Source organism: Waterburya agarophytonicola KI4, from assembly GCF_020640915.1.
Lineage (GTDB): Bacteria > Cyanobacteriota > Cyanobacteriia > Cyanobacteriales > Xenococcaceae > Waterburya > Waterburya agarophytonicola.
In genome coordinates this window covers 1-19,352 of sequence record NZ_JADWDC010000082.1, presented here as the reverse complement: position 1 = coordinate 19,352, position 19,352 = coordinate 1, and the positions used below count along the sequence as shown (strand labels likewise).

Annotated in this window: 15 protein-coding genes; 7 read left to right on the top strand and 8 right to left on the bottom strand. The window is 39.7% G+C overall.

Annotated elements, in window-relative coordinates:
• Positions 1–547 precede the first annotated feature (547 nt).
• Together I4641_RS20850 and I4641_RS20845 are read left to right on the top strand one after the other, a co-directional pair.
• On the top strand, positions 548–2,356 hold the full coding sequence (locus I4641_RS20850; RefSeq protein WP_229642517.1) for a hypothetical protein: 1,809 nt from the start codon (positions 548–550) through the stop codon (positions 2,354–2,356).
• 73 nt (positions 2,357–2,429) lie between these two features.
• Entirely contained in the window at positions 2,430–3,353 is a 924-nt protein-coding gene (locus tag I4641_RS20845; protein ID WP_229642516.1) for a hypothetical protein, read from the top strand.
• Positions 3,354–3,419: 66 nt separating this feature from the next.
• Here the strand turns inward: I4641_RS20845 and I4641_RS20840 are convergent, their stop codons facing one another.
• Together I4641_RS20840 and dnaA are read right to left on the bottom strand one after the other, a co-directional pair.
• Entirely contained in the window at positions 3,420–4,805 is a 1,386-nt protein-coding gene (locus tag I4641_RS20840; RefSeq protein WP_229642515.1) for an aromatic ring-hydroxylating dioxygenase subunit alpha, read from the bottom strand.
• A gap of 113 nt (positions 4,806–4,918) precedes the next feature.
• A complete protein-coding gene (gene dnaA / locus I4641_RS20835) occupies positions 4,919–6,286 on the bottom strand; it encodes a chromosomal replication initiator protein DnaA (RefSeq protein ID WP_229642514.1) in 1,368 nt (455 codons plus the stop codon).
• A gap of 213 nt (positions 6,287–6,499) precedes the next feature.
• On the opposite strand from dnaA, the gene def reads away from it, so the two are divergent.
• Together def and I4641_RS20825 are read left to right on the top strand one after the other, a co-directional pair.
• Positions 6,500–7,027: a peptide deformylase gene (gene def / locus I4641_RS20830; protein WP_229642513.1), complete on the top strand. Its 528-nt coding sequence runs from the start codon at positions 6,500–6,502 to the stop codon at positions 7,025–7,027.
• Positions 7,027–7,917 (top strand): ROK family protein, encoded by an 891-nt coding sequence (locus I4641_RS20825; RefSeq protein ID WP_229642512.1) that lies wholly within the window; start codon positions 7,027–7,029, stop codon positions 7,915–7,917. The genes def and I4641_RS20825 overlap by 1 nt, the downstream gene beginning before the upstream one ends.
• Before the next feature lie 84 nt (positions 7,918–8,001).
• On the opposite strand, the gene nadB is transcribed toward I4641_RS20825, so the two are convergent.
• A complete protein-coding gene (gene nadB / locus I4641_RS20820) occupies positions 8,002–9,624 on the bottom strand; it encodes an L-aspartate oxidase (RefSeq protein ID WP_229642511.1) in 1,623 nt (540 codons plus the stop codon).
• A 107-nt stretch (positions 9,625–9,731) separates the two neighbouring features.
• Entirely contained in the window at positions 9,732–10,142 is a 411-nt protein-coding gene (gene psbU, locus I4641_RS20815) for a photosystem II complex extrinsic protein PsbU (RefSeq protein ID WP_229642510.1), read from the bottom strand.
• A 371-nt stretch (positions 10,143–10,513) separates the two neighbouring features.
• Here psbU and I4641_RS20810 point away from each other — a divergent pair, with 371 nt between their 5' ends.
• Positions 10,514–11,104: a rhomboid family intramembrane serine protease gene (locus tag I4641_RS20810; RefSeq protein ID WP_229642509.1), complete on the top strand. Its 591-nt coding sequence runs from the start codon at positions 10,514–10,516 to the stop codon at positions 11,102–11,104.
• Between the two features lie 220 nt (positions 11,105–11,324).
• On the opposite strand, the gene murI is transcribed toward I4641_RS20810, so the two are convergent.
• From murI to ctpA, 4 genes are all read right to left on the bottom strand, one after another.
• Complete coding sequence (gene murI, locus I4641_RS20805; RefSeq protein ID WP_229642508.1) at positions 11,325–12,155, bottom strand: glutamate racemase; 831 nt, start codon at positions 12,153–12,155, stop codon at positions 11,325–11,327.
• 92 nt (positions 12,156–12,247) lie between these two features.
• Positions 12,248–14,119 carry an N-acetylmuramoyl-L-alanine amidase gene (locus tag I4641_RS20800; protein ID WP_229642507.1) on the bottom strand — a complete coding sequence of 624 codons (1,872 nt, stop codon included), beginning with the start codon at positions 14,117–14,119 and terminating at the stop codon, positions 12,248–12,250.
• A 306-nt stretch (positions 14,120–14,425) separates the two neighbouring features.
• Positions 14,426–15,832, bottom strand: a complete 1,407-nt coding sequence (locus I4641_RS20795) for a cation:proton antiporter (protein WP_229642506.1) — start codon at positions 15,830–15,832, stop codon at positions 14,426–14,428.
• Positions 15,833–15,974: 142 nt separating this feature from the next.
• Positions 15,975–17,219, bottom strand: coding sequence for a carboxyl-terminal processing protease CtpA (gene ctpA, locus I4641_RS20790; RefSeq protein WP_229642505.1), 1,245 nt, complete (start codon positions 17,217–17,219; stop codon positions 15,975–15,977).
• Positions 17,220–17,699: 480 nt separating this feature from the next.
• Between ctpA and petB the strand changes: the two genes are divergently transcribed.
• Positions 17,700–18,368: a cytochrome b6 gene (gene petB, locus I4641_RS20785; protein WP_229642504.1), complete on the top strand. Its 669-nt coding sequence runs from the start codon at positions 17,700–17,702 to the stop codon at positions 18,366–18,368.
• A gap of 299 nt (positions 18,369–18,667) precedes the next feature.
• Complete coding sequence (gene petD / locus I4641_RS20780; RefSeq protein ID WP_229642503.1) at positions 18,668–19,150, top strand: cytochrome b6-f complex subunit IV; 483 nt, start codon at positions 18,668–18,670, stop codon at positions 19,148–19,150.
• Positions 19,151–19,352 lie beyond the last annotated feature (202 nt).

The following is a 19,352-nucleotide window of genomic DNA, read 5'->3' as shown; positions in this document are numbered from 1 at the left end:
GACTTAATTATCTTGAATTACTTCATGTTGCATTCTGACGTGCGGAAGGTGGGTTTAAACTCTCTACTTTCTAATCAGGGGTCAATAAAAAGTTTATGAAACTTGTGGGATAAAAAATGTTTCATTAACTAAAGAAGATAAACACAACAAAGGAGTAAAAGAAGCAAGCAAGAAACAGCATGATACTCCAGGGTAAGCTCATCTTAAAGTGTATAAAGTGTACTTGACAAAAGTAACCCTATATAAAATTTCGGTAAAAGATTAGAGAATTCAGGGAGTAAATCCTAATTGGCGAACCATAAAACTCTCATCCATCTGGGACGGGAAAAAAGTTGCACAAGATCTCATGACGAAAAATAGGGTGAGGACTAATGTAATAAGAACTATTGTTTGGCGTTGCGATCGCACTTAAATCCAAATAAACATCGATTTTATCGTTGACTTTGATCTATATTTTTTTTTTATGATTTATAAATATCTATGCTTGTATTTATACTTGAATTTCTATAATATTTTTAACGTCAACTGAATTACATCTATCTCAACAATGACCACAAATATTATTCAAACTTTTGAAACTCTTCCTGGTAATTTTGTAGATGCGGATAGCTTCCTTTTCTTTACGGTTGATTCGCAATTGTGGCGAACCGATGGCACGCAAGCAGGAACAATTAACCTCATAGACCCAGAAAATAACCCTAACACTCTAGATGAAAACTTTAGTCTTAACTTTGATTTTAATAACAATAGAAACGTTATTGGAATTGACGGAGAGTTATTCTTTGCTGGTTCTGGAGAACAAAATGGAATAGAACTATATTTGAGTGATGGTACTGCCGAAGGTACGCGTCTTTTAAGAGATATAGATCCTGAAGGTTCGGGCAATCCCAGAAACTTTGCTGATGTTGATGGCACGCTTTTTTTTACAGTATTGGACGAGCGAAATCAAGATAACTTATGGGTAAGTGACGGTACTAATGATGGTACAAACCTCGTTAGAGACTTCAATGTCAGTCAGTTGGCAGAAGAGGGAATAGATGGCACTCTCTTTTTTAGCGGTTTCGATCCTGACAATGCAGATAACTCTGGATTGTGGAGAAGCGATGGTACTACCGAAGGTACGCAACTAATTTTCAACATTCCCAACAATCAAATTGATGCCAACGAAGTGGCTGTTGCCGAAGACAAGATATTTCTTTCTTTTCTGGGACAATTATATATTAGCAATGGCACATCTGGAGGAACTCGCTTATTAAATGATTTTGCAGCATCTAATCAGAGGATCTCGCCATTTACAACCGTAGGAGACGAGATATTTTTTCCTGTCATCGACCCAGAAATTGGAACGGAATTATGGAAAAGCGATGGTACAGAAGAAGGTACTAGATTAGTTAGAGATATTCGCCCTGAAGAACGAGATAATGGTACTCCTGTCAACGAGGGTTCTAATCCTAGCGATTTGATTGCTGTTGGAGAAACACTGTTTTTCACCGCTGATTCTGATGGAGATAATCGTCGAGAATTGTGGAGGAGTGATGGAACTACCGACGGTACAAATTTAGTCATCGATCTTTTCCCAGAAGAGGGATTTTCTGGTGGAGAAGATTTTATCGATGTCGATGGAACTCTTTTTTTTGTGAGAAGAAACATTGACGTAGACCAAATATGGCAAAGTGACGGAACGCCTGAAGGCACTGTTCCAGTTGAAGCAGAATTTCTTGATGAAAATGGAGAACCCTTAGAACTCCTTAATGCAGATATTTTTGAATCTGGAGATCTTTTGTATGGTACTGGTGGATTTAGACCCGAACCTGGCGTTAGTCCAACCTTGGGATTATTTTCAATTTCAGATGAAGACAATGGAGGAGTTGTAGGACAACAACCCGATAATGGAAGTGATGATATAACAGGTACAACTGTATATCGTTTTTTCAACAATAATTCAGGGGTTCACTTCTACACTGCTAACGAAACCGAACGAGATGTAGTTTTAGAACTAGATAACTTTAATTTTGAAGGAGCATCTTACTCAAGTGTAGATCCCTTAAGCGGACAACCAGAACCTGTTCCTGTATATCGTTTTCTCAATCAAGATACAGGAGTTCATTTATATACAGTCTCAGATATAGAACGAGATGCAGTACAAGAGTTAGATAACTTTAATTTTGAAGGAGAAGCTTTCTTTGCTTACGAGTCAGAAGTAGATGGTTCGATTCCGATCTATCGTTTCTTCAATAACACTAGTGGAGCGCATTTTTATACTCCTTCTGCGGAAGAAAGAGACAGTGTAGAAACCAATCTACCCGAATTCGCATTGGAAGGAATTGCTTATTATGCCCTTCCTCTTGAAGAATAAGTGAATAATCGTTTGCTTCGATCGCAATTTACCCATTCTTTTGAAATACTTTGAAAAATATAGATATATAACTATGGAACAAGACAATCTACTATTTAGTTTAGACCCACTTAACGAACAATTGTCAGTATCGATTGATTCGGCAGAATCAACTGGTAGTTTAGTAACTATCTCTGGTTCTGCTGCACCAGATCTAGAAATAGACCTAGCAGTCATTTCATTTGGCTCATTTAACGACATTCTAACAACGACTCCCGATTCTGACGGAAACTGGTCGGTACAAATACCAGAGACGTTGGCTGACAACGAATATACTTTAATAGTTACACAATTCGATCGCACTGATAGCATTTTACTCTCCGACGACCAAGAAATTCTGACCGTAGAAAATGGCAATCTATCTCTTACTGATAATAACGATAGCGATATTGTAGAAGAGTTACCCGATAATGAGGATGCGGGGAATGGTGTAGAAGAGTTACCCGATAATGAAGATGGGGGGAATGGTGTAGAAGAATTACCCGACAGTGAAGATAATGGGGATATTACTGGCGATGCTGTCTATCGTTTCTTTAATAACAATTCAGGAGTTCATTTCTATACTGCTAACGAAACAGAAAGAGATGCAATACAAGAGTTGGATAACTTTAATTTTGAAGGTGCGTCTTACTCAAGTGTAGATCCCTTAAGCGGACAACCAGAACCTGTTCCTGTATATCGTTTTCTCAATCAAGATACAGGAGTTCATTTATATACAGTCTCAGATATAGAACGAGATGCAGTACAAGAGTTAGATAACTTTAATTTTGAAGGAGAAGCTTTCTTTGCTTACGAGTCAGAAGTAGATGGTTCGATTCCGATCTATCGTTTCTTCAATAACACTAGTGGAGCGCATTTTTATACTCCTTCTGCGGGAGAGAGAGACAGTGTAGAAGCTAATTTACCTGAGTTTGCATTGGAAGGAATTGCTTATTATGCCCTTCCTTTTGAAGAATAAATTTAACCTAACAAAAGGCAGGTGGATAATTATCGATCTACCTACCTTTTGTCTAAATTATCTTACTTATTGATTTCTCGGTGGTGTTTCTACACCCTGATAGAATTTTCGTTCTAATTTGTGGAGTTGCCACCAAGTAATACTAGAAACTAGTAGGGTTGAGGGTAAAGCGATCGCGATTATCCTAGGAGAAATAGAAATAAATAAAGAGAGAAGAGGAATAATTGCCCAAGTTAAAATTGCCAGTGCGATCGCAATTATTTTAATTTTTTGGATATTTCTTAAAGCCTGACTACAACTAGCACAATTTTTAGTATGGGAATGATAGCGGTCTAATAGTTGTTCTTTGGACAAAGCGGGGGGTAAATGGCGATCGGGAAAAGGGTCGGCGCGATATAGATTTACCCATTGGCGTAACTCCGACACATATAAATCTGCTTTGGTAGGGAGATAGAAAGCTTGACTATATTTTTCTCCGCCACCTAAAGCTTCGAGGTAACGCTCTTGATGGTGTAAAAATATTTGATCGTCTTCTAGCACTCCATTTTGATTTGTGTGGTTATACCACTGAGGCGCGAGTTTGATAAAGAAGCGAGGAAAAGGGGAAGAGAATTTAAAGGGAAAACGAGCAAACAGACGACACTTTCCTTTCGAGATGGGAGTGGCATAAACCACCGTCAAAGTTCGTCCAAATTGTTTGGAAGTCAGATCGTGCCACATCAAACATGGTGCGCTAAAAGTAGTATATTGCGTACCTAGTTTTCCTTTGCGAGGTCCTTCTTCCCAAATGCCTTTAAACCCTTGTTTATTTGATTCGACAACCTCTAAGCCTAAAGGAGCTACATTAGAGCGATTGCCGACGGTTTTGTGGTGAGTATAGGGGATGTGGCTGGCATCGATAACATTTTCTAAAAGAGTTAAAGCATCATAGGGAAGATCGCGGAAGATATTTAAGCAAACCCAAGCATCTGGATCTTCTGACATAGGTTCGATAATTGGTACGGCAGTTTTATCCCCATTTTCCTCCATACCAGGATAAACAAATAATAGCCCTTGAGCGATCGCAGTAGGGTAAGATCTAACGCAAGCTCTAGTAGAAGTATGAGCCTCTCCATCTGGTTGCTGTTGAGGAATTACTTCACACTGACCATTACCTGAAAATGCCCAACCATGATAGGGACATTCTAATAAACCTGTTTCATTAATTCTACCTTCGCTTAAGGGTGCAAGACGATGGGGACATTTATCTTTAAACACTTGCCAATTGTTTTCTTTTTTGTCCCACCAAATAACTAAATCGGTGTTTAGTAAGGTAAATCGACTTAGTTTCTGGGGATCTAAATCTTCAACATAGTAAATGGGATACCATGCTTCTAGTGGATTGAAAACAGTAGAATCTTCACCTCCAGGTAATAAGGTTGCTGTCTTTGGACTATCGCTCGTTGTGGTCATATGCTGATATATTTCCAATTATTTAGCCTTGTAAATAATTGTTACACAACAATTCTGTGGATAACCTGTGGAAAAACATATGATTTTGCGATAAATCTGTGGAAAACAATGATTTAGTTTTGCTGACGAGTGACAAAATTAATGCGATCGCTCAACAAAGAGATAGTTTGATTTAAGGCTCGATCTTTTCTTAGTTGTTTGGAAATTTTGTCACAACTATAAATAACGGTTGTATGGTCTTTTCCGCCAAATTTATCACCGATACGAGGTAGACTGAGGTCGGTATGTTGGCGCATTAAATACATGGCAATTTGTCTGGCACGGCTAATCTCTCGACGGCGAGAATTACTTTTCAAGTCTTCTAAAGAAACATTTAAAATTTCCACTGCTACATCCAGGATAGTATCTGGCGATGCAGTAATTTGCTCTACTTTAGGATTGAGTACCGCAGCCACATTTTCCACAGTCATAGATAAACCAGAGATAGAAATATAGGCGATCGCGCGAATTAATGCCCCTTCTAGTTCGCGAATGTTAGAAGTATACTGACTAGCAATATATTCGATCGCTTCTTTAGGCAAACGAACATTTTCATATTCGGCTTTTTTTTGCAAAATTGCCATGCGAGTTTCCAAGTCGGGAACTTGAACGTCTGCAATTAAACCCATAGAAAAACGGGAACTCAGACGCTCTTGTAGTTTGGGAATTTGATGGGGAGGGCGATCGCTAGCTAAAACGACTTGTTTTCCCGCTTCGTGGAGGGTATTAAAGGTGTGAAAAAACTCCTCTTGAGTATATTCCTTACCTTCAATGAATTGAATGTCGTCTACCAGCAAAATATCGGCGGTACGATAGTGTTCTCGAAAGGATTGAATGCGATCGTTACGAATGGCTGCAATCAAATCGTTAGTAAATTGTTCTGTAGAAACATAAAACACCCGAGCATCGGGATTTATTTCTAGGTGATAATGCCCGATAGCTTGCATAAGATGAGTTTTTCCCAATCCTACCCCACCACATAAAAAAAGAGGATTAAAATCTCGTCCAGGAGATTCTGCAACCGCTAAAGACGCAGCGTGTACCATGCGATTGGTAGGGCCGACTACAAATCTATAAAAAGTGTATTTGGGGTTGAGTTGAATCGGCTTGAGAGGACTTTTGGCATAATTATTAAACCGATTTTCTTCAAGCAATAAATCTGCTCGATCGGCAGCAAAAGGGAGGTTTTCTCCATGCTCGGATGTCAGCCTAATTTCTAAAGGTTTTCCGAGAATTTCTGTTATAACATCGCCTATGGTATCTAGATAATGCTTTTGCAAATGGTTCATCACAAAAACATTAGGAGCAAGAAGGGTCAAAGACTCTGAATTCAGATTTTCAATAGTGGCATTTTGAATCCATGTCTCAAAGGTAGGGCGACTTAACTTTTCTTTGAGGCGTACTAAAATTTGCTCCCATAATTGTTCCGCAGAAATTGCCACTCTGTTTTCTGATTTTTAATTTGTGATTGATTAATGGAATGCGATCGCAATTAATCAAATTGTCTTGATGGCGATTGATTGCATTGTTGAAAATTTTATCAGTTGAGTCGAATTAAAATTAATATGTTTAGTATCTATTTCCGATTGTTAAAGTTTCCCGATCGAACTACAGTCGCCTAAATACCAGAGAACCATAACATTAGACTGGTAACTATGGAAAAAAACGTTAGAATCGCTCAAATAGGCGAGTCAATTCTCAGAAAAAAAGCCACTCCCGTAACAAAAATAGACGATCGCAAGATCGTAGATTTAATCGAGACATTAATCGACACGGCGATCAACTATCAAGGAGTTGGTATTGCTGCACCCCAGATATCTCAACCCTATAGACTATTTATTGTGGCTTCTCGTCCAAGCGATCGCTATCCCCATGCCCCGACGATGCAACCAACAGCCATGATTAATCCGCGAATTTTAGACCATAACTTAGAAATAGAAAAAGATTGGGAGGGCTGTTTGAGCATTCCTGATGTTCGGGGTTTAGTGCCTCGATATAAAGAAATAGAAGTAGAATACACTAACAAAGAAGGAGAAACCAAACAGGAAATATTAACAGGTTTTGTAGCCCGTATTTTTCAGCACGAACTAGATCATCTTGATGGCATAGTATTTACAGATCGAGTAGAAAACGAAGCGGATTTATACACAGAAGCAGAATATCGCCAGATAATTAATAACTAATGCAAAACGTTATCGGTGTAGATTTGGGTGGTAGTGCAATCAAAATGGGAGTTTTTATTAAAGATGGCACTTGCCTAAAATCGATTTCCTTAGCTACTCCCCAACCCGCTCGTCCAAAATCCGTAGTAAATGCGATCGCCGAAGGAATAAATCAACTTCAACAAGATTATACCTGTCAAGCGATCGGTCTTGGCGTTCCTGGCCCTACAGACAATACTAAACGTATAGCTAGAAAATCGATTAATCTTCCTGGTTGGGATGATGTTCCCGTGGCTGATTGGTTGGAAGCTAAAACGGGATTGCCTACTATGCTTGAAAATGACGCTAACTGTGCTGCAATAGGAGAAGCTTGGTTGGGTGCGGGTAGAAAATTTAAAAATTTTATTCTTTTAACTTTGGGTACGGGGGTAGGAGGAGGAATTTTTATTGATGGTAAATTATTTACGGGTAGTTACGGTGCAGCAGGGGAATTAGGCTTAATTACTCTCGATACAGATGGTTTTCCCTGTCGCAGTGGCAATCAAGGCTCTTTAGAACAGTATGCTTCTATTGGTGCAGTTTTACGCGAAACGGGAAAAGAACCAGCACAGATGGGTAAATTAGCGCAATCTGGAGATGGGAATGCGATCGAATTCTGGCAAAATTACGGTCGAGTATTGGGTGCGGGGCTTGCTAGTCTAGTTTATGTTCTGACTCCTGAAGCCATAATTATTGGTGGGGGCATTAGTGCCAGTTCGCAGTTTTTTTTACCAAGTACTATGCAGGAACTTGAAAAACGAGTTGTATCGCCTTCTCGTACTGGCTTACAGTTGCTGACTGCCGAATTGGGCAATAAAGCGGGTATGTTGGGTGCAGCAAAATTAGTTTGGGATCGAAACAATATGACGTAAGTTCGATAGTTTCTCCTTAAAACACATAATCTAGTTTGAAATAAAGACAAATTTGATTAATTTTGATTAATATTTTAGCAAGAGCTATATTCTCTCAATTGAATCTTGGTTGATGATTGTATGTAGCTCCCATTCCGTTGAAGTCTGGGGATAATCTAGGCGATAATGCCCTCCTCTACTTTCGGTACGGAAAATAGAACTTTTGAGAATCAAATAACCAATATCGAGCAAGTTGAGAGTTTCCGCATAAAGTTTTAATTGAGATTGTGCTTGGGGAGAATTAAATTTAACTTCTGACTGGGGAGATAAATCGATCGCGTATTTACTGAGGGGTAAATCAACTAATTGCGATCGCCATGATTTGACAGCTGCGATCGCTTGTTTCATAGTTTCTTCTTGACGACAAATTCCTGCACTTTGCCAAATCAAATCGGGTAATTGATTTTTAATTAAGTTAACTAATGCCATTTCCTTTCCCCAATCATCATCCACTACTAATATTTCGGGAGAGTAGGTAATTTGAATGGAAGTAGGTTTTAATTTAGCTAGTTGAGAAGCATACACCACACATTCAAGCAAAGAATTACTAGCCAGACGATTTGCTCCATGGACTCCCGTGCTAGCAGTTTCTCCTACGGCATATAGCCCAGAAATCGAAGTTTGATTCATCGTATCTACTTCAATTCCTCCCATCCAATAATGAGCAGCAGGGGCAACAGGAATAGGTTTGGTAAACAAATCAACATCCCAATGTTGACAGACGCGAATAATATTAGGGAAGCGGTAGCGAATTCTATCTTCAGGAATTGGTCGCAAATCAAGATAAACATTCTCTTCTCCCGTTTTTTGTAGGTGGGTAAAAATAGCTCGACTCACTACATCTCTGGGAGCTAATTCCCCATCAGGATGATAATCAAAAGCAAAGCGTTTTCCTGCTTTATCTACCAAATGCGCCCCTTCTCCCCTAACTGCCTCGCTAATCAAAAAACGGGGTGCGCCAGTCACCGTTAAGGCAGTGGGATGAAACTGGACAAACTCTGGATCTCGAATCGTTGCACCAGCACGCCAAGCGATCGCCACACCATCTCCCGTGCTAACTGCGGGGTTGGTTGTTTGAGAAAATACTTGACCGCCTCCACCTGTTGCTAGAATTACGGCAGAAGATTGAATCCAACTGATTTTTCCTGCTTGTAAGACACTAATACCTTGGCAATTTTTTGTTTGGTGATTGAGCCAAACCTTTAAGGCGAAGGCTTGAGACAAAATTGTGATGTTATCCTGTTGTAATACCTGCTGGGCTAAAGTGGCAACAATTGCCCTACCTGTAGTGTCTGCTGCATGAAGTACCCTGGGACGAGAATGAGCAGCTTCTAGAGTCATAGATAGTTGACTATGGTGTCGATCAAAAGCAACCCCCATCTCTACTAGAGATTTAATCGATTCGGCGGCATTTTCTACCAGGAATTGAACTGCATCGCGATCGCACAAACCTGCTCCAGCCTTGAGAGTATCGTCTAAATGCCATTGAGGAGAATCATCCTGACTAATTGCTGCTGCAATACCCCCCTGCGCCCAATCACTTGCCCCAGTGTTCAGTTTATCCTTGGTAATTAAGGCAACTTTTAGATCGAGAGGGAGACATAAAGCCCCGTAAAGTCCTGCTGCACCCGAACCTACTATTATTACATCGAACTTAGGATAATTCAATTTTAATTACTTTGACACATCTTAATTGAAATTTATCATGCCACATTAAGACAAAAAAACCACGTTTGACGATCAAACGCGGTCAAAATCAATTTTATAATTGGTTTTTAATATAGTCCTGGGTTATAGCGATCGCCACCAGCATTCATAGAAGCTTCTACATCTGTGATAAAGAATTCGTCTAAATTGGCTTGTAAGCGTTCGAGTTGACTGCTGCTCAAGCCAGGAATATCTAATACATCCTGTACATCATTGTAAGGTGCATTTTGGATGATTTTACTAGCCAGACCGGGATAGAATCCTGGTAATTTGCGAAATTCTCTAACGTCGCTATTATTTAAGTCTAGTTTTCCTTTAACCAATTCTTTGCGTTTAGCATCTGCTGTATTGATGCGAGCTATGATTGTAGGAGATTGGACATTAAATACTCCCATTTCACTAGCTTGGGCTGTTCCTGCAAAGCTCAAAGAACCGACGATTAATAACAAGGCAGTTATAATGCCGACAAATCTCTTCATTGAATTTAATTCCTCCTAATCTGAAGATGTTTTATCTATAGAAAAGTAAAATGTTTTCTATAAATATTAATTTTTGTTTCCTATTCTTTTTTATTAAGGTTTTAATGCTTTACACACCAGCTAAACCTTACAACAAATGGCGTTGATATATATCATAATTCTTTCATTCCATTTTTCAAACACCTAGTTCAGTCTTATATATTTGGAGACTCGACAAAACAACATCACCACAGACATAATTAAGCTGTTTATTTCTACTTTTTAGGTGTTCGGCAAGATCGAGTTTGTATGACTACATAGAAGTATAAGAAATTTAGTAACCTTCCTCCCCTATTGGCATATTTAGTAAGTAAATTAATCTATAATCAAATATGAGTAGCTATTATCGCAAACCAGCTAGAAAGAAATCTGTTTTGAAAGAATTTAAAATTTTAATTGTTTCGGTTGCTATATTTTGGGCGATCGAAATTGCCGATTATATTATCTTTAATGGTAGCCTCGACCAGTATGGGATTAAACCCCGCGACACAGCAGCATTATGGGGAATTCTGCTTGCTCCTATGCTCCATGGAGGGTTTGGACATTTGATGGCTAACACCGTCTCTTTTATCCCTCTGGGGTGGTTGACTATGCTTCAAGAAACTAGTGATTTTTATATTGTATCTTTGGTCAGTGCTTTAGTTGGCGGAGTCGGGGTATGGATCTTTGGCGCGCCAAATTCGGTTCATATTGGTGCGAGTATTTTAATTTATGGCTATTTAGGTTTTTTGTTACTGCGGGGATATTTCCAAAAAAACATCCCTTCAATTATCCTATCTTTCTTTGTAGCTATAGTTTATGGCGGATTAATTTGGGGAGTCTTTCCTAATGAAGTGGGAATTTCTTGGGAAGGGCATTTATTTGGCTTTATTGGCGGTGCGATCGCAGCCAAGGCGATCGCACAAGAGAAAAAAGTTCTCTAGACCAGACAGATTGATTCAATCAAAGCTGTGTATAGATAAAGTATAGAAGTAACGAAGATTGAGTGAAGTTCGTTACATTACAAAATACTTATGAAATAATAAATTATAGTGATAGCAGATAACTCTTCTCTTATCACTATCAACTCGGTAATATAGTTATCAAGAAGCACTTCTTACGATAGTGTTTCTTTTTTTTTTAGCCTGTTTTATTACTCATCGACTATTCTACGGGGTTCAAAACCATAATTTCTGATGATTCTTTCATCGGTATTTGAGTTACTTGAGGATAGTAGCCCAACCATTGCTGAGAAATATTAGCAAATTGTTTGCTAGATCCGCTGACATAGAAGCGAGTGGGGAGAGGTAATCGATCGCTGCGCAATCCTAATAAAGATAGCTCTTTTTCCGCTGCGGAGACAATATGTTCGGCTGGATCGATTATTTGTACTCTAGTCGGCAACAAAGAACGAATTGTCCTTTCTAGGTGGCGATAATGAGTGCAACCATAAATTAAAGTATCAATATTATTTTGTAATAAAGGTTGCAAATATTCTTGAGCTATCTGCTTGGTGTGTTCGGTATAAAGTTGGTTTTGCTCGATCAACTCAACAAATTTAGGGCAGGGAACTTCCCACACTTCCGTTTGAGGATTGATTTCTTGAATTGCCTGACGATAAGCATGACTCTTGGCAGTAGCAGAAGTAGAAATTACTCCGATTCTTCGACCGACTTTGACCGCAGCTTTCGCTCCCGAAAGAATTACTCCCAAAATAGGAATTTCATACTCTTGACGAACGGTTTCTAATGCTAGAGCGGAGCTTGTGTTACAAGCCATGATAATCATTTTGACATCTTGATTGCACATCCAATCCAGAATTTCGCGGACAAAATCTAGAATTTCTGCTTGAGAACGAGTGCCATAGGGCAAGCGAGCCGAATCAGCAAAGTATAACAGAGATTCTTGGGGCATTTGTCGATACATTTCTCTGAGTACTGTTAATCCACCTACACCACTATCAAACAAGCCAATGCGCTGATTGCAATTTTTCATGGTTCAACTTTAAATCTTAAGTAGTTATATTTTGGGTAATTTTATCAAGAGGATTAATTTCATCTAAGACAGTCTTCTCAAAGTAAATATACCTATAAATTATTTTGTTTAATATACTCTATAATTCCTCTGGCGATCGCTTCTGCCATCTGACGGCGGTGATTGGGATTTTTGAGTCGCGAAGAATCTACCTCGCCAGTCAGAAAACCGACTTCTACTAATACTGCTGGTGCAATTGAATGTCTCAAGACATAAAATCTCGCTCTGCGAATACCTCGGTCATCAATATTTACCCCATTGAGAATACTCCAGTGAATCACTTCAGCTAAACGACGACCACTTTTGTAGTAGTAAGTTTCTAGACCATTAACATCAGGACGACTTAGGTTAATGGCATTGGCATGAATACTGACAAATAAATCCGCATCAAGATCGTTAGCCAGATCGGTTCTACCCTCCAAACTGATAAAATTATCAGTATCTCTGGTCATGATCACTTCAATGCCTTGGGTTTTTAAAATTTCTGCTACGTCTAAAGAAATCGGCAATACCACATCTTTTTCGCGGAAGCCTCCTATACCAATTGTGCCTGGATCGTCTCCACCATGCCCAGGATCGATAATAATGCGGGGACGATCGCTTTTTGGCGGAGTAGTCGGATTTTCGGTTATGGGTCTGGTTTTAGGAGCTTTAGCGAATCTTGGGGGCAACAACGGAGTGTCTTGCTGAGGGGGTGGTGCAACGCCCACTTTAATCGGTAAAGCTACGGCATTATCCTCCGCGCTAATTTGTCCCAAACTATATCTCAATCTAGTAGTAATCTCCACAACTACTTGAGAGTCTTCTTGACGCACTTTTAGTTGAGAAATTGGACTCCCCGCAACCAATTCAGGGCCTTTAAAATTGTCAGCTAATTCTGAATTATCAATAGTAACTTGATATATGCCGTTGCTACTTCTAGAAGCAACTGCTGCTAATTCATGATCAGCACGAACGAGTAACTTACTGTCATTGTCAGTTAGCTCTATTTCATTAATTAAATTGAGTTCTTCTGGCTCTTGTTCTTCTTTAGGAGTTATTTCTCCTATCGATTCGACAGGAGTACTATCAGAAGAAGTAGCTACGGTGGTAGAAGTGGGTAGCTTGCCTTTGGGTACTAATAGTAAGCCTTTGATGCGGCTAAAAGTAGCAAACCAATCTGGACTATTTTCATCAACCGTCATGGTCATTAACGCTTCAGAATCGCTAACTTGCTCAAATTCAATCGTCGAGACGCCATATTGATTGACTCCTACAGACTGAGTCGCCAAATCTGAGGGGAGAGTAATTCCTTGCAAGACAAAATTAATGCGATCGCCATTTCTCTCGGAATCAATTTTAATTTGATGGCTGCCATCAATAGCCACAAAAAAACCATTTTTAGTGGTTTGAATGTGAGGAGAACTACTCACGGTTATAGTATTAGAATCTAAAGCTGGAACTTCCGCTTCTGCCAAACCAGGAAGAGAATCGGGCAGTTCCACTTGAGGCAAATCTAGTGTCTCGCTGTCATTATTATTGGCAACATCAATTCGAGATACTTGAGGATCGGGCAACTCTACTGACCATTCTGTAGGAGAGATGCCCTTAAATTCAATTTCATCCGAATCAAGAGTATAACCAGGAGCAAGCTCGATCACAATACGAGAAGTATCTGGCTCTGGTTGTCCGATGCGAAAGCCTCGAACAGCCCCTGAATAGTTCTCTTTGACAGTCTCTCTGCCTAAAGTAGTTCCTGGTAAATCGATGACCAAGCGTGTTGGATTACTTAATAGCTGGGCTTCTGGTTGCACCCCCTCATCCGTAGTAAAAACCAAATTATTATCTCGTTCTTCAAATTCCCAAGATACGATTTTTCCTGCTTTAGCGGGGGAACAAAACAGAAAAAGACCTATAAAACCTGATAATAGCCAGTGAAATCTCACAATTATTGCTCCTCACAAACAGTAGGTAACTGAGCCGTTAGATACGTTTAGCCAAGACTCGTCTCCCAAACCAAAACTTAAGTACCAAGAGGTATTTCGCACCCGATCGATTTGTCTTAGAAAGAGCAGGATATAACTCAAAATCTCCTCAGTTAGTTCTATTAGAACTTTATAATACCCATTCTTGAATTTCGATCTATCGAGACGTAAAAAGAAGCAATTAGGTTTCATAAACTATTTTCTCAGGCGATCGCTTTAGCTATTTCCTCTAGATGTTTTGGTTACGAGCTTCGCCTAATTATGTTGTCATTCTTGAACTTTGTCCACTGCTTCGGTTGCAGTTTCTGTTTCTTTAAACACTAGGCGTAGCAAAGGAGGAGCGACAAATGTAGTCGAAATTACCATCACAATAATTGCTGCTTCGGTAGCTTCAGATAAAGCTCCACTAGCCGAACCAACGCCAGCAAAGACCAAACCTACTTCTCCTCTAGGAATCATTCCCACTCCGATCGCTAATTTATTCAGATTGGGGTTGCCAAAAACAGTAAATCCCGTAATTACTTTACCCAGGATAGCAACTACAATTAAAAATGTAGCGATAATCAGTCCTTCACGATTGCTAGGAACGGCTGGATTGAGTACGCTGAGGTCGGTTTGCGCTCCAACACAGACAAAAAAGATCGGTACGAAAAAATCGGCTAAAGGAACGACTTGTTCTTCTAATTCTTTGCGTTTTTCAGTTTCAGCTAAGATTAATCCCGCAGCAAATGCCCCTAAAATACCTTCGAGATGAATTGCCGTAGCAATATAGGAAAGGACAAAAGCAAAGACTAAACCAGTTAGCAGTACTTGACCTCGGGTTTTCATTTCGTTGACTAATCCCACCAGCAAAGGACTAACTAAACGACCGAGTAAAATCGAACCGATGAGAAATACCGCAGCACTAATTACCAGATAAATAATATTGCTAATTTGAATTTCTCCTGTTTTAACTAGGCTTGCTACCACTGCTAAAACGACAATGCCCAAAATATCATCTAGTACCGCAGCACCAATAATAATTTGTCCTTCTTCCGAACCAAGTTCTCCTAATTCTGCTAATACCTTGGCGGTAATTCCTATACTGGTAGCGGTTAAAGCAGCCCCCGCAAAAATTGCAGGAACAACAGGAGTTCCAAAGATATAAATCAAACCCAAAGTACCCGCGACAAAAGGTGCAACTACCCCCACTACTGCCACTACAGCGGCAATTGGTCCGACGCGAATTAATTCTTTGAGGTCGGACTCTAAACCGATCTCAAATAAGAGGATAATCACCCCTAATTCTGAAAGAAGACTAATTACCTCACTCTGACTGGCAAATACTGATGAGGCAACTTCAGTGGGCATTCCTGCGGTGCTTTGTAATAAATTGATAATCAACGAGTCTTCGGCAAGACTACCACTTTCGGGAAAAACCAGAAGACGGAAAGCAGAAACACCTACCAAAACTCCCCCGACCAATTCTCCCAATACGGGGGGTAAATTGATCCTGGCGCAAAGTTCTCCGCCTAATTTGCTGGCGAAGTAAATTATGACTAGACTAAGCAAAACTCCCGCCAGAACAAAAGTACCTTCTTCCCCATCAGATTTGGTAGTTACTTCTGTCGCAGCAGCCAGTAGAGGCGAATCAGCAAGCCAGTTCCAAGTCAACATATAAAAGTTATCGGTCATATTCTCGGCTAAAAAAATTTTCTCTAATTTATTAGCTTATCGTTATCCTTCCCGATCTGATGTTTACTCCACTTTTTACATGATTAATCGGGCGAGAAAGCGATCGCCATATTGCTAGATATGAATAGTTTCGCTTCAGAATTTATCCTGCTTCTGCCAACATATTATTTTTAGAAGTTACTAATTTTAAGGCTTCTTGATATTGTAAATCTACGTCAGTAGCAATTTGGGCATAGGTAATTGGCTGCTGCGATACAACATCATCGGGCATAATACCTAATTTATTAATATCAGTATGATTGGGAGTTTCATATTTAGCTACGGTTACTGCTAAACCAGCTCCGTCGGGTAATTCAAACAAAGACTGGATCAACCCTTTACCGAAAGTTTTCTCCCCTACCAATAAAGCTCGTTCGTTGTCTTGTAATGCCCCCGCCAGAATTTCGCTAGCACTGGCAGTACCCTGATTTACCAGTACGACTAGAGGATCTGATGTTAAAATTTCGCTAGTAGAGTCAAAGCTACCCAATGCTCCCTGACGGTTGACTGTGTAGACAATTGTGCCATCTTCGAGCCACATCCGCGCAATTTCTACCCCAGCCTGTAATAATCCCCCAGGATTATTGCGTAAATCGAGAATATAAGCCGATGCACCTTGACTCTCTAAGTCTGAGACTCCATGAGCGATTTCTTGGGCTGCGTTGGCACTAAATTGATTGAGACGAACGTAACCAACTTTTTGGTTGGTACTAGTATCGAGGGCAGTATAGACGGGATTAAGGGAAATGCGATCGCGAACTATATTTAGAGTACGGGGTTTGGCAGCTTTATCTCGACCTGACTGTATTCTCAAAGAAACTTTTGTGCCAATTTTACCCCGCATTCTCGCGGCTGCTTCGTCTAGAGTGATAGTTTTGGTATCTACACCATCAATCTCTAAAATACTATCTTTAGGCTCAATTCCGGCGGACTCTGCGGGAGAACCAGCTAAAGGAGCAATAACTTCGATCAGCTTGGTTGTGGGATTGATATTAATCTGCAATCCTACTCCAGACAGTTGACCAGAAGTATTTACTTGCAAACTACGATATTGTTCTGGTCGTAGCAGTCTGGTAAAAGGATCGTCCAGACTAGCGAGCATCTCTTCGATCGCAGTATAAGTCTCTTCGCGATCGCGCAAGGATTTTTTGACATATTTTTCTCTCAATTTCCACCAATTCTGATGATTGAAAGTTTCGTCTAAATAAGATTGATTGACAATACGCCAAGATTGTAATAAAAGTTTTTGTTCTTCGGTAAAAGCATTCGCGTCGGGAATATACCAACCAAAAGAAAATATAAAACAGAAAAAAACCAGCAAGGCGAAGGAAAAAACTTTTTTGACCATGAGAAAAAATATTTTAGTAAGTCAGGCTGCTAAATTATTTTATTATTTTAATTTAGGGATTCTTAATTTATTGTTACGCAAAAACAGCAGGTATTTTTTCGACCGCGAAAGTCTACCTATCAACTTTTTCCAGGTATACAAATCAACCCGATCTAAATATGGCGTATAATACAACATTAAATAAAGACATCATAGCTTGAAGCTATGTTACATTTTTTAAAGAGGTCTAAGGCATTACTCGTTAAGGCGAAGATTCTCTGTGGACTTAAATAGCAAATATACCCATTAGTGTCCTCTGCCCGTACCGCAGATGAGCTTTAAAAATAAGCAGCACTTATCCTACCTATAGCTTTTACACTGGTCTTATACCTTCAAAAACTTAGCCAAAAGCTCTCAAATTTTGAAAAATATAAGAGTAAGAACAAGTTAATTCGGTAAAATCATCCATAACTATTTTTTGTTAGCTAATTTATAGGCTTCATGTTTTCTAAACAAGTAACTGATTCAAAAACTTTTCAATGGTTTGATGAGCGTCTAGAACTTCAAGCGATTTCTGACGACATCACTAGCAAGTACGTACCCCCTCATGTAAATATTTTTTACTGCTTGGGCGGTATTACTTTAGTCTGCTTCTTAATTCAGTTCGCTACTGGATTCTGCATGACTTTCTACTACAAACCTAACGTGGCTGAAGCTTTTTCTTCGGTTGAATACATCATGAATGAAGTCAGCTTTGGCTGGCTAATTCGTTCCATTCATCGCTGGTCGGCTAGCATGATGGTTTTAATGATGATTCTTCATGTATTCCGCGTATATCTTACTGGTGGTTTCAAAAAACCTCGTGAGTTGACTTGGATCACTGGCGTAGTAATGGCAGTAATCACAGTTAGTTTTGGTGTAACTGGCTATTCTCTTCCTTGGGATCAGGTCGGTTATTGGGCGGTTAAAATCGTATCTGGCGTACCCGCTGCAATTCCTGTAGTTGGAGACCTAATGGTCGAACTTCTTAGAGGTAGTGCTAGTGTTGGTCAAGCTACTTTGACTCGTTTCTATAGCTTGCACACTTTCGTTCTACCTTGGTTGATTGCCGTATTCATGCTGTTGCACTTTTTGATGATCCGCAAACAAGGTATTTCTGGTCCTTTGTAAATCTAGGTTCTTAGAACCCCATTGGGGATAGTAAAACTTGTCCCCAATAGCTTTTGCAGAAAATAGTAGGTAAATTGTATGTAATGGTATACAGAATATTTGCTCTTTTATACCCCTAGGCACTACCTCGAATAATTATCATTCTTGGTAAATCGTGCCTTGTTTGAATGACCGCGAAAGGCGGCTACTCGCAACCTCCGTCTTAAAAAGGCAGGGAACGAGTGGCTTAAACAGCATAAATAGCAATCATCAATGCTCATTTAGACAGCTGATTGAAAGTAAACTTAGGAGAAAAAACTATGTCAACTCTAAAAAAGCCAGATCTAAGCGATCCTGCTTTACGCGCTAAGTTGGCTCAAGGCATGGGTCACAACTACTATGGTGAACCTGCCTGGCCCAACGATTTGTTATACATTTTCCCAGTTGTAATTTTGGGAACTATTGGTTTATTAGTTAGTTTGGCAGTGTTAGACCCCGCAATTATGGGCGAACCAGCCAATCCTTTTGCTACCCCTTTAGAAATTTTACCTGAGTGGTATTTATACCCCGTATTCCAAATCTTACGCGTTGTTCCCAGCAAACTTTTGGGAATTGCTGCCCAAACAGCAGTACCTCTAGGATTGATGTTAATCCCTTTCATCGAAAGCGTTAACAAATTCCAAAATCCTTTCCGCCGTCCCGTAGCTACTACAGTATTCTTATTTGGTACTTTAGTAACTATCTGGTTGGGAATTGGTGCAACTTTCCCCATCGATGAATCTTTAACATTAGGCTTGTTTTAAATCTTGGAAAGCTGAGAATAAAACTAGGCTGTAGTTAATGAGCGAGGTATAGTAGTTTATTGCCAGAATTTAGTTCTACTAGACAAGGTAATAGGTTGCTACACCTCGTTTTTAGTTGGATGAAAAAACTTTATCTTTAAGCTTAGAGGTAGGGTGTTGATTTTGTCAAAAATAGCTGGGAGTAATTTCATACACTTTCTCT

Excerpts from the sequence above, each read along its gene's own strand:
- I4641_RS20840 (WP_229642515.1), bottom strand. The coding sequence starts at position 4,805 with ATGACCACAACGAGCGATAGTCCAAAGACAGCAACCTTATTACCTGGA.
- I4641_RS20845 (WP_229642516.1), top strand. The coding sequence starts at position 2,430 with ATGGAACAAGACAATCTACTATTTAGTTTAGACCCACTTAACGAACAA.
- ctpA (WP_229642505.1), bottom strand. The coding sequence starts at position 17,219 with ATGGTCAAAAAAGTTTTTTCCTTCGCCTTGCTGGTTTTTTTCTGTTTT.
- petB (WP_229642504.1), top strand. The coding sequence starts at position 17,700 with ATGTTTTCTAAACAAGTAACTGATTCAAAAACTTTTCAATGGTTTGAT.
- I4641_RS20810 (WP_229642509.1), top strand. The coding sequence starts at position 10,514 with ATGAGTAGCTATTATCGCAAACCAGCTAGAAAGAAATCTGTTTTGAAA.
- def (WP_229642513.1), top strand. The coding sequence starts at position 6,500 with ATGGAAAAAAACGTTAGAATCGCTCAAATAGGCGAGTCAATTCTCAGA.
- I4641_RS20825 (WP_229642512.1), top strand. The coding sequence starts at position 7,027 with ATGCAAAACGTTATCGGTGTAGATTTGGGTGGTAGTGCAATCAAAATG.
- psbU (WP_229642510.1), bottom strand. The coding sequence starts at position 10,142 with ATGAAGAGATTTGTCGGCATTATAACTGCCTTGTTATTAATCGTCGGT.
- I4641_RS20850 (WP_229642517.1), top strand. The coding sequence starts at position 548 with ATGACCACAAATATTATTCAAACTTTTGAAACTCTTCCTGGTAATTTT.
- petD (WP_229642503.1), top strand. The coding sequence starts at position 18,668 with ATGTCAACTCTAAAAAAGCCAGATCTAAGCGATCCTGCTTTACGCGCT.
- murI (WP_229642508.1), bottom strand. The coding sequence starts at position 12,155 with ATGAAAAATTGCAATCAGCGCATTGGCTTGTTTGATAGTGGTGTAGGT.
- I4641_RS20795 (WP_229642506.1), bottom strand. The coding sequence starts at position 15,832 with ATGACCGATAACTTTTATATGTTGACTTGGAACTGGCTTGCTGATTCG.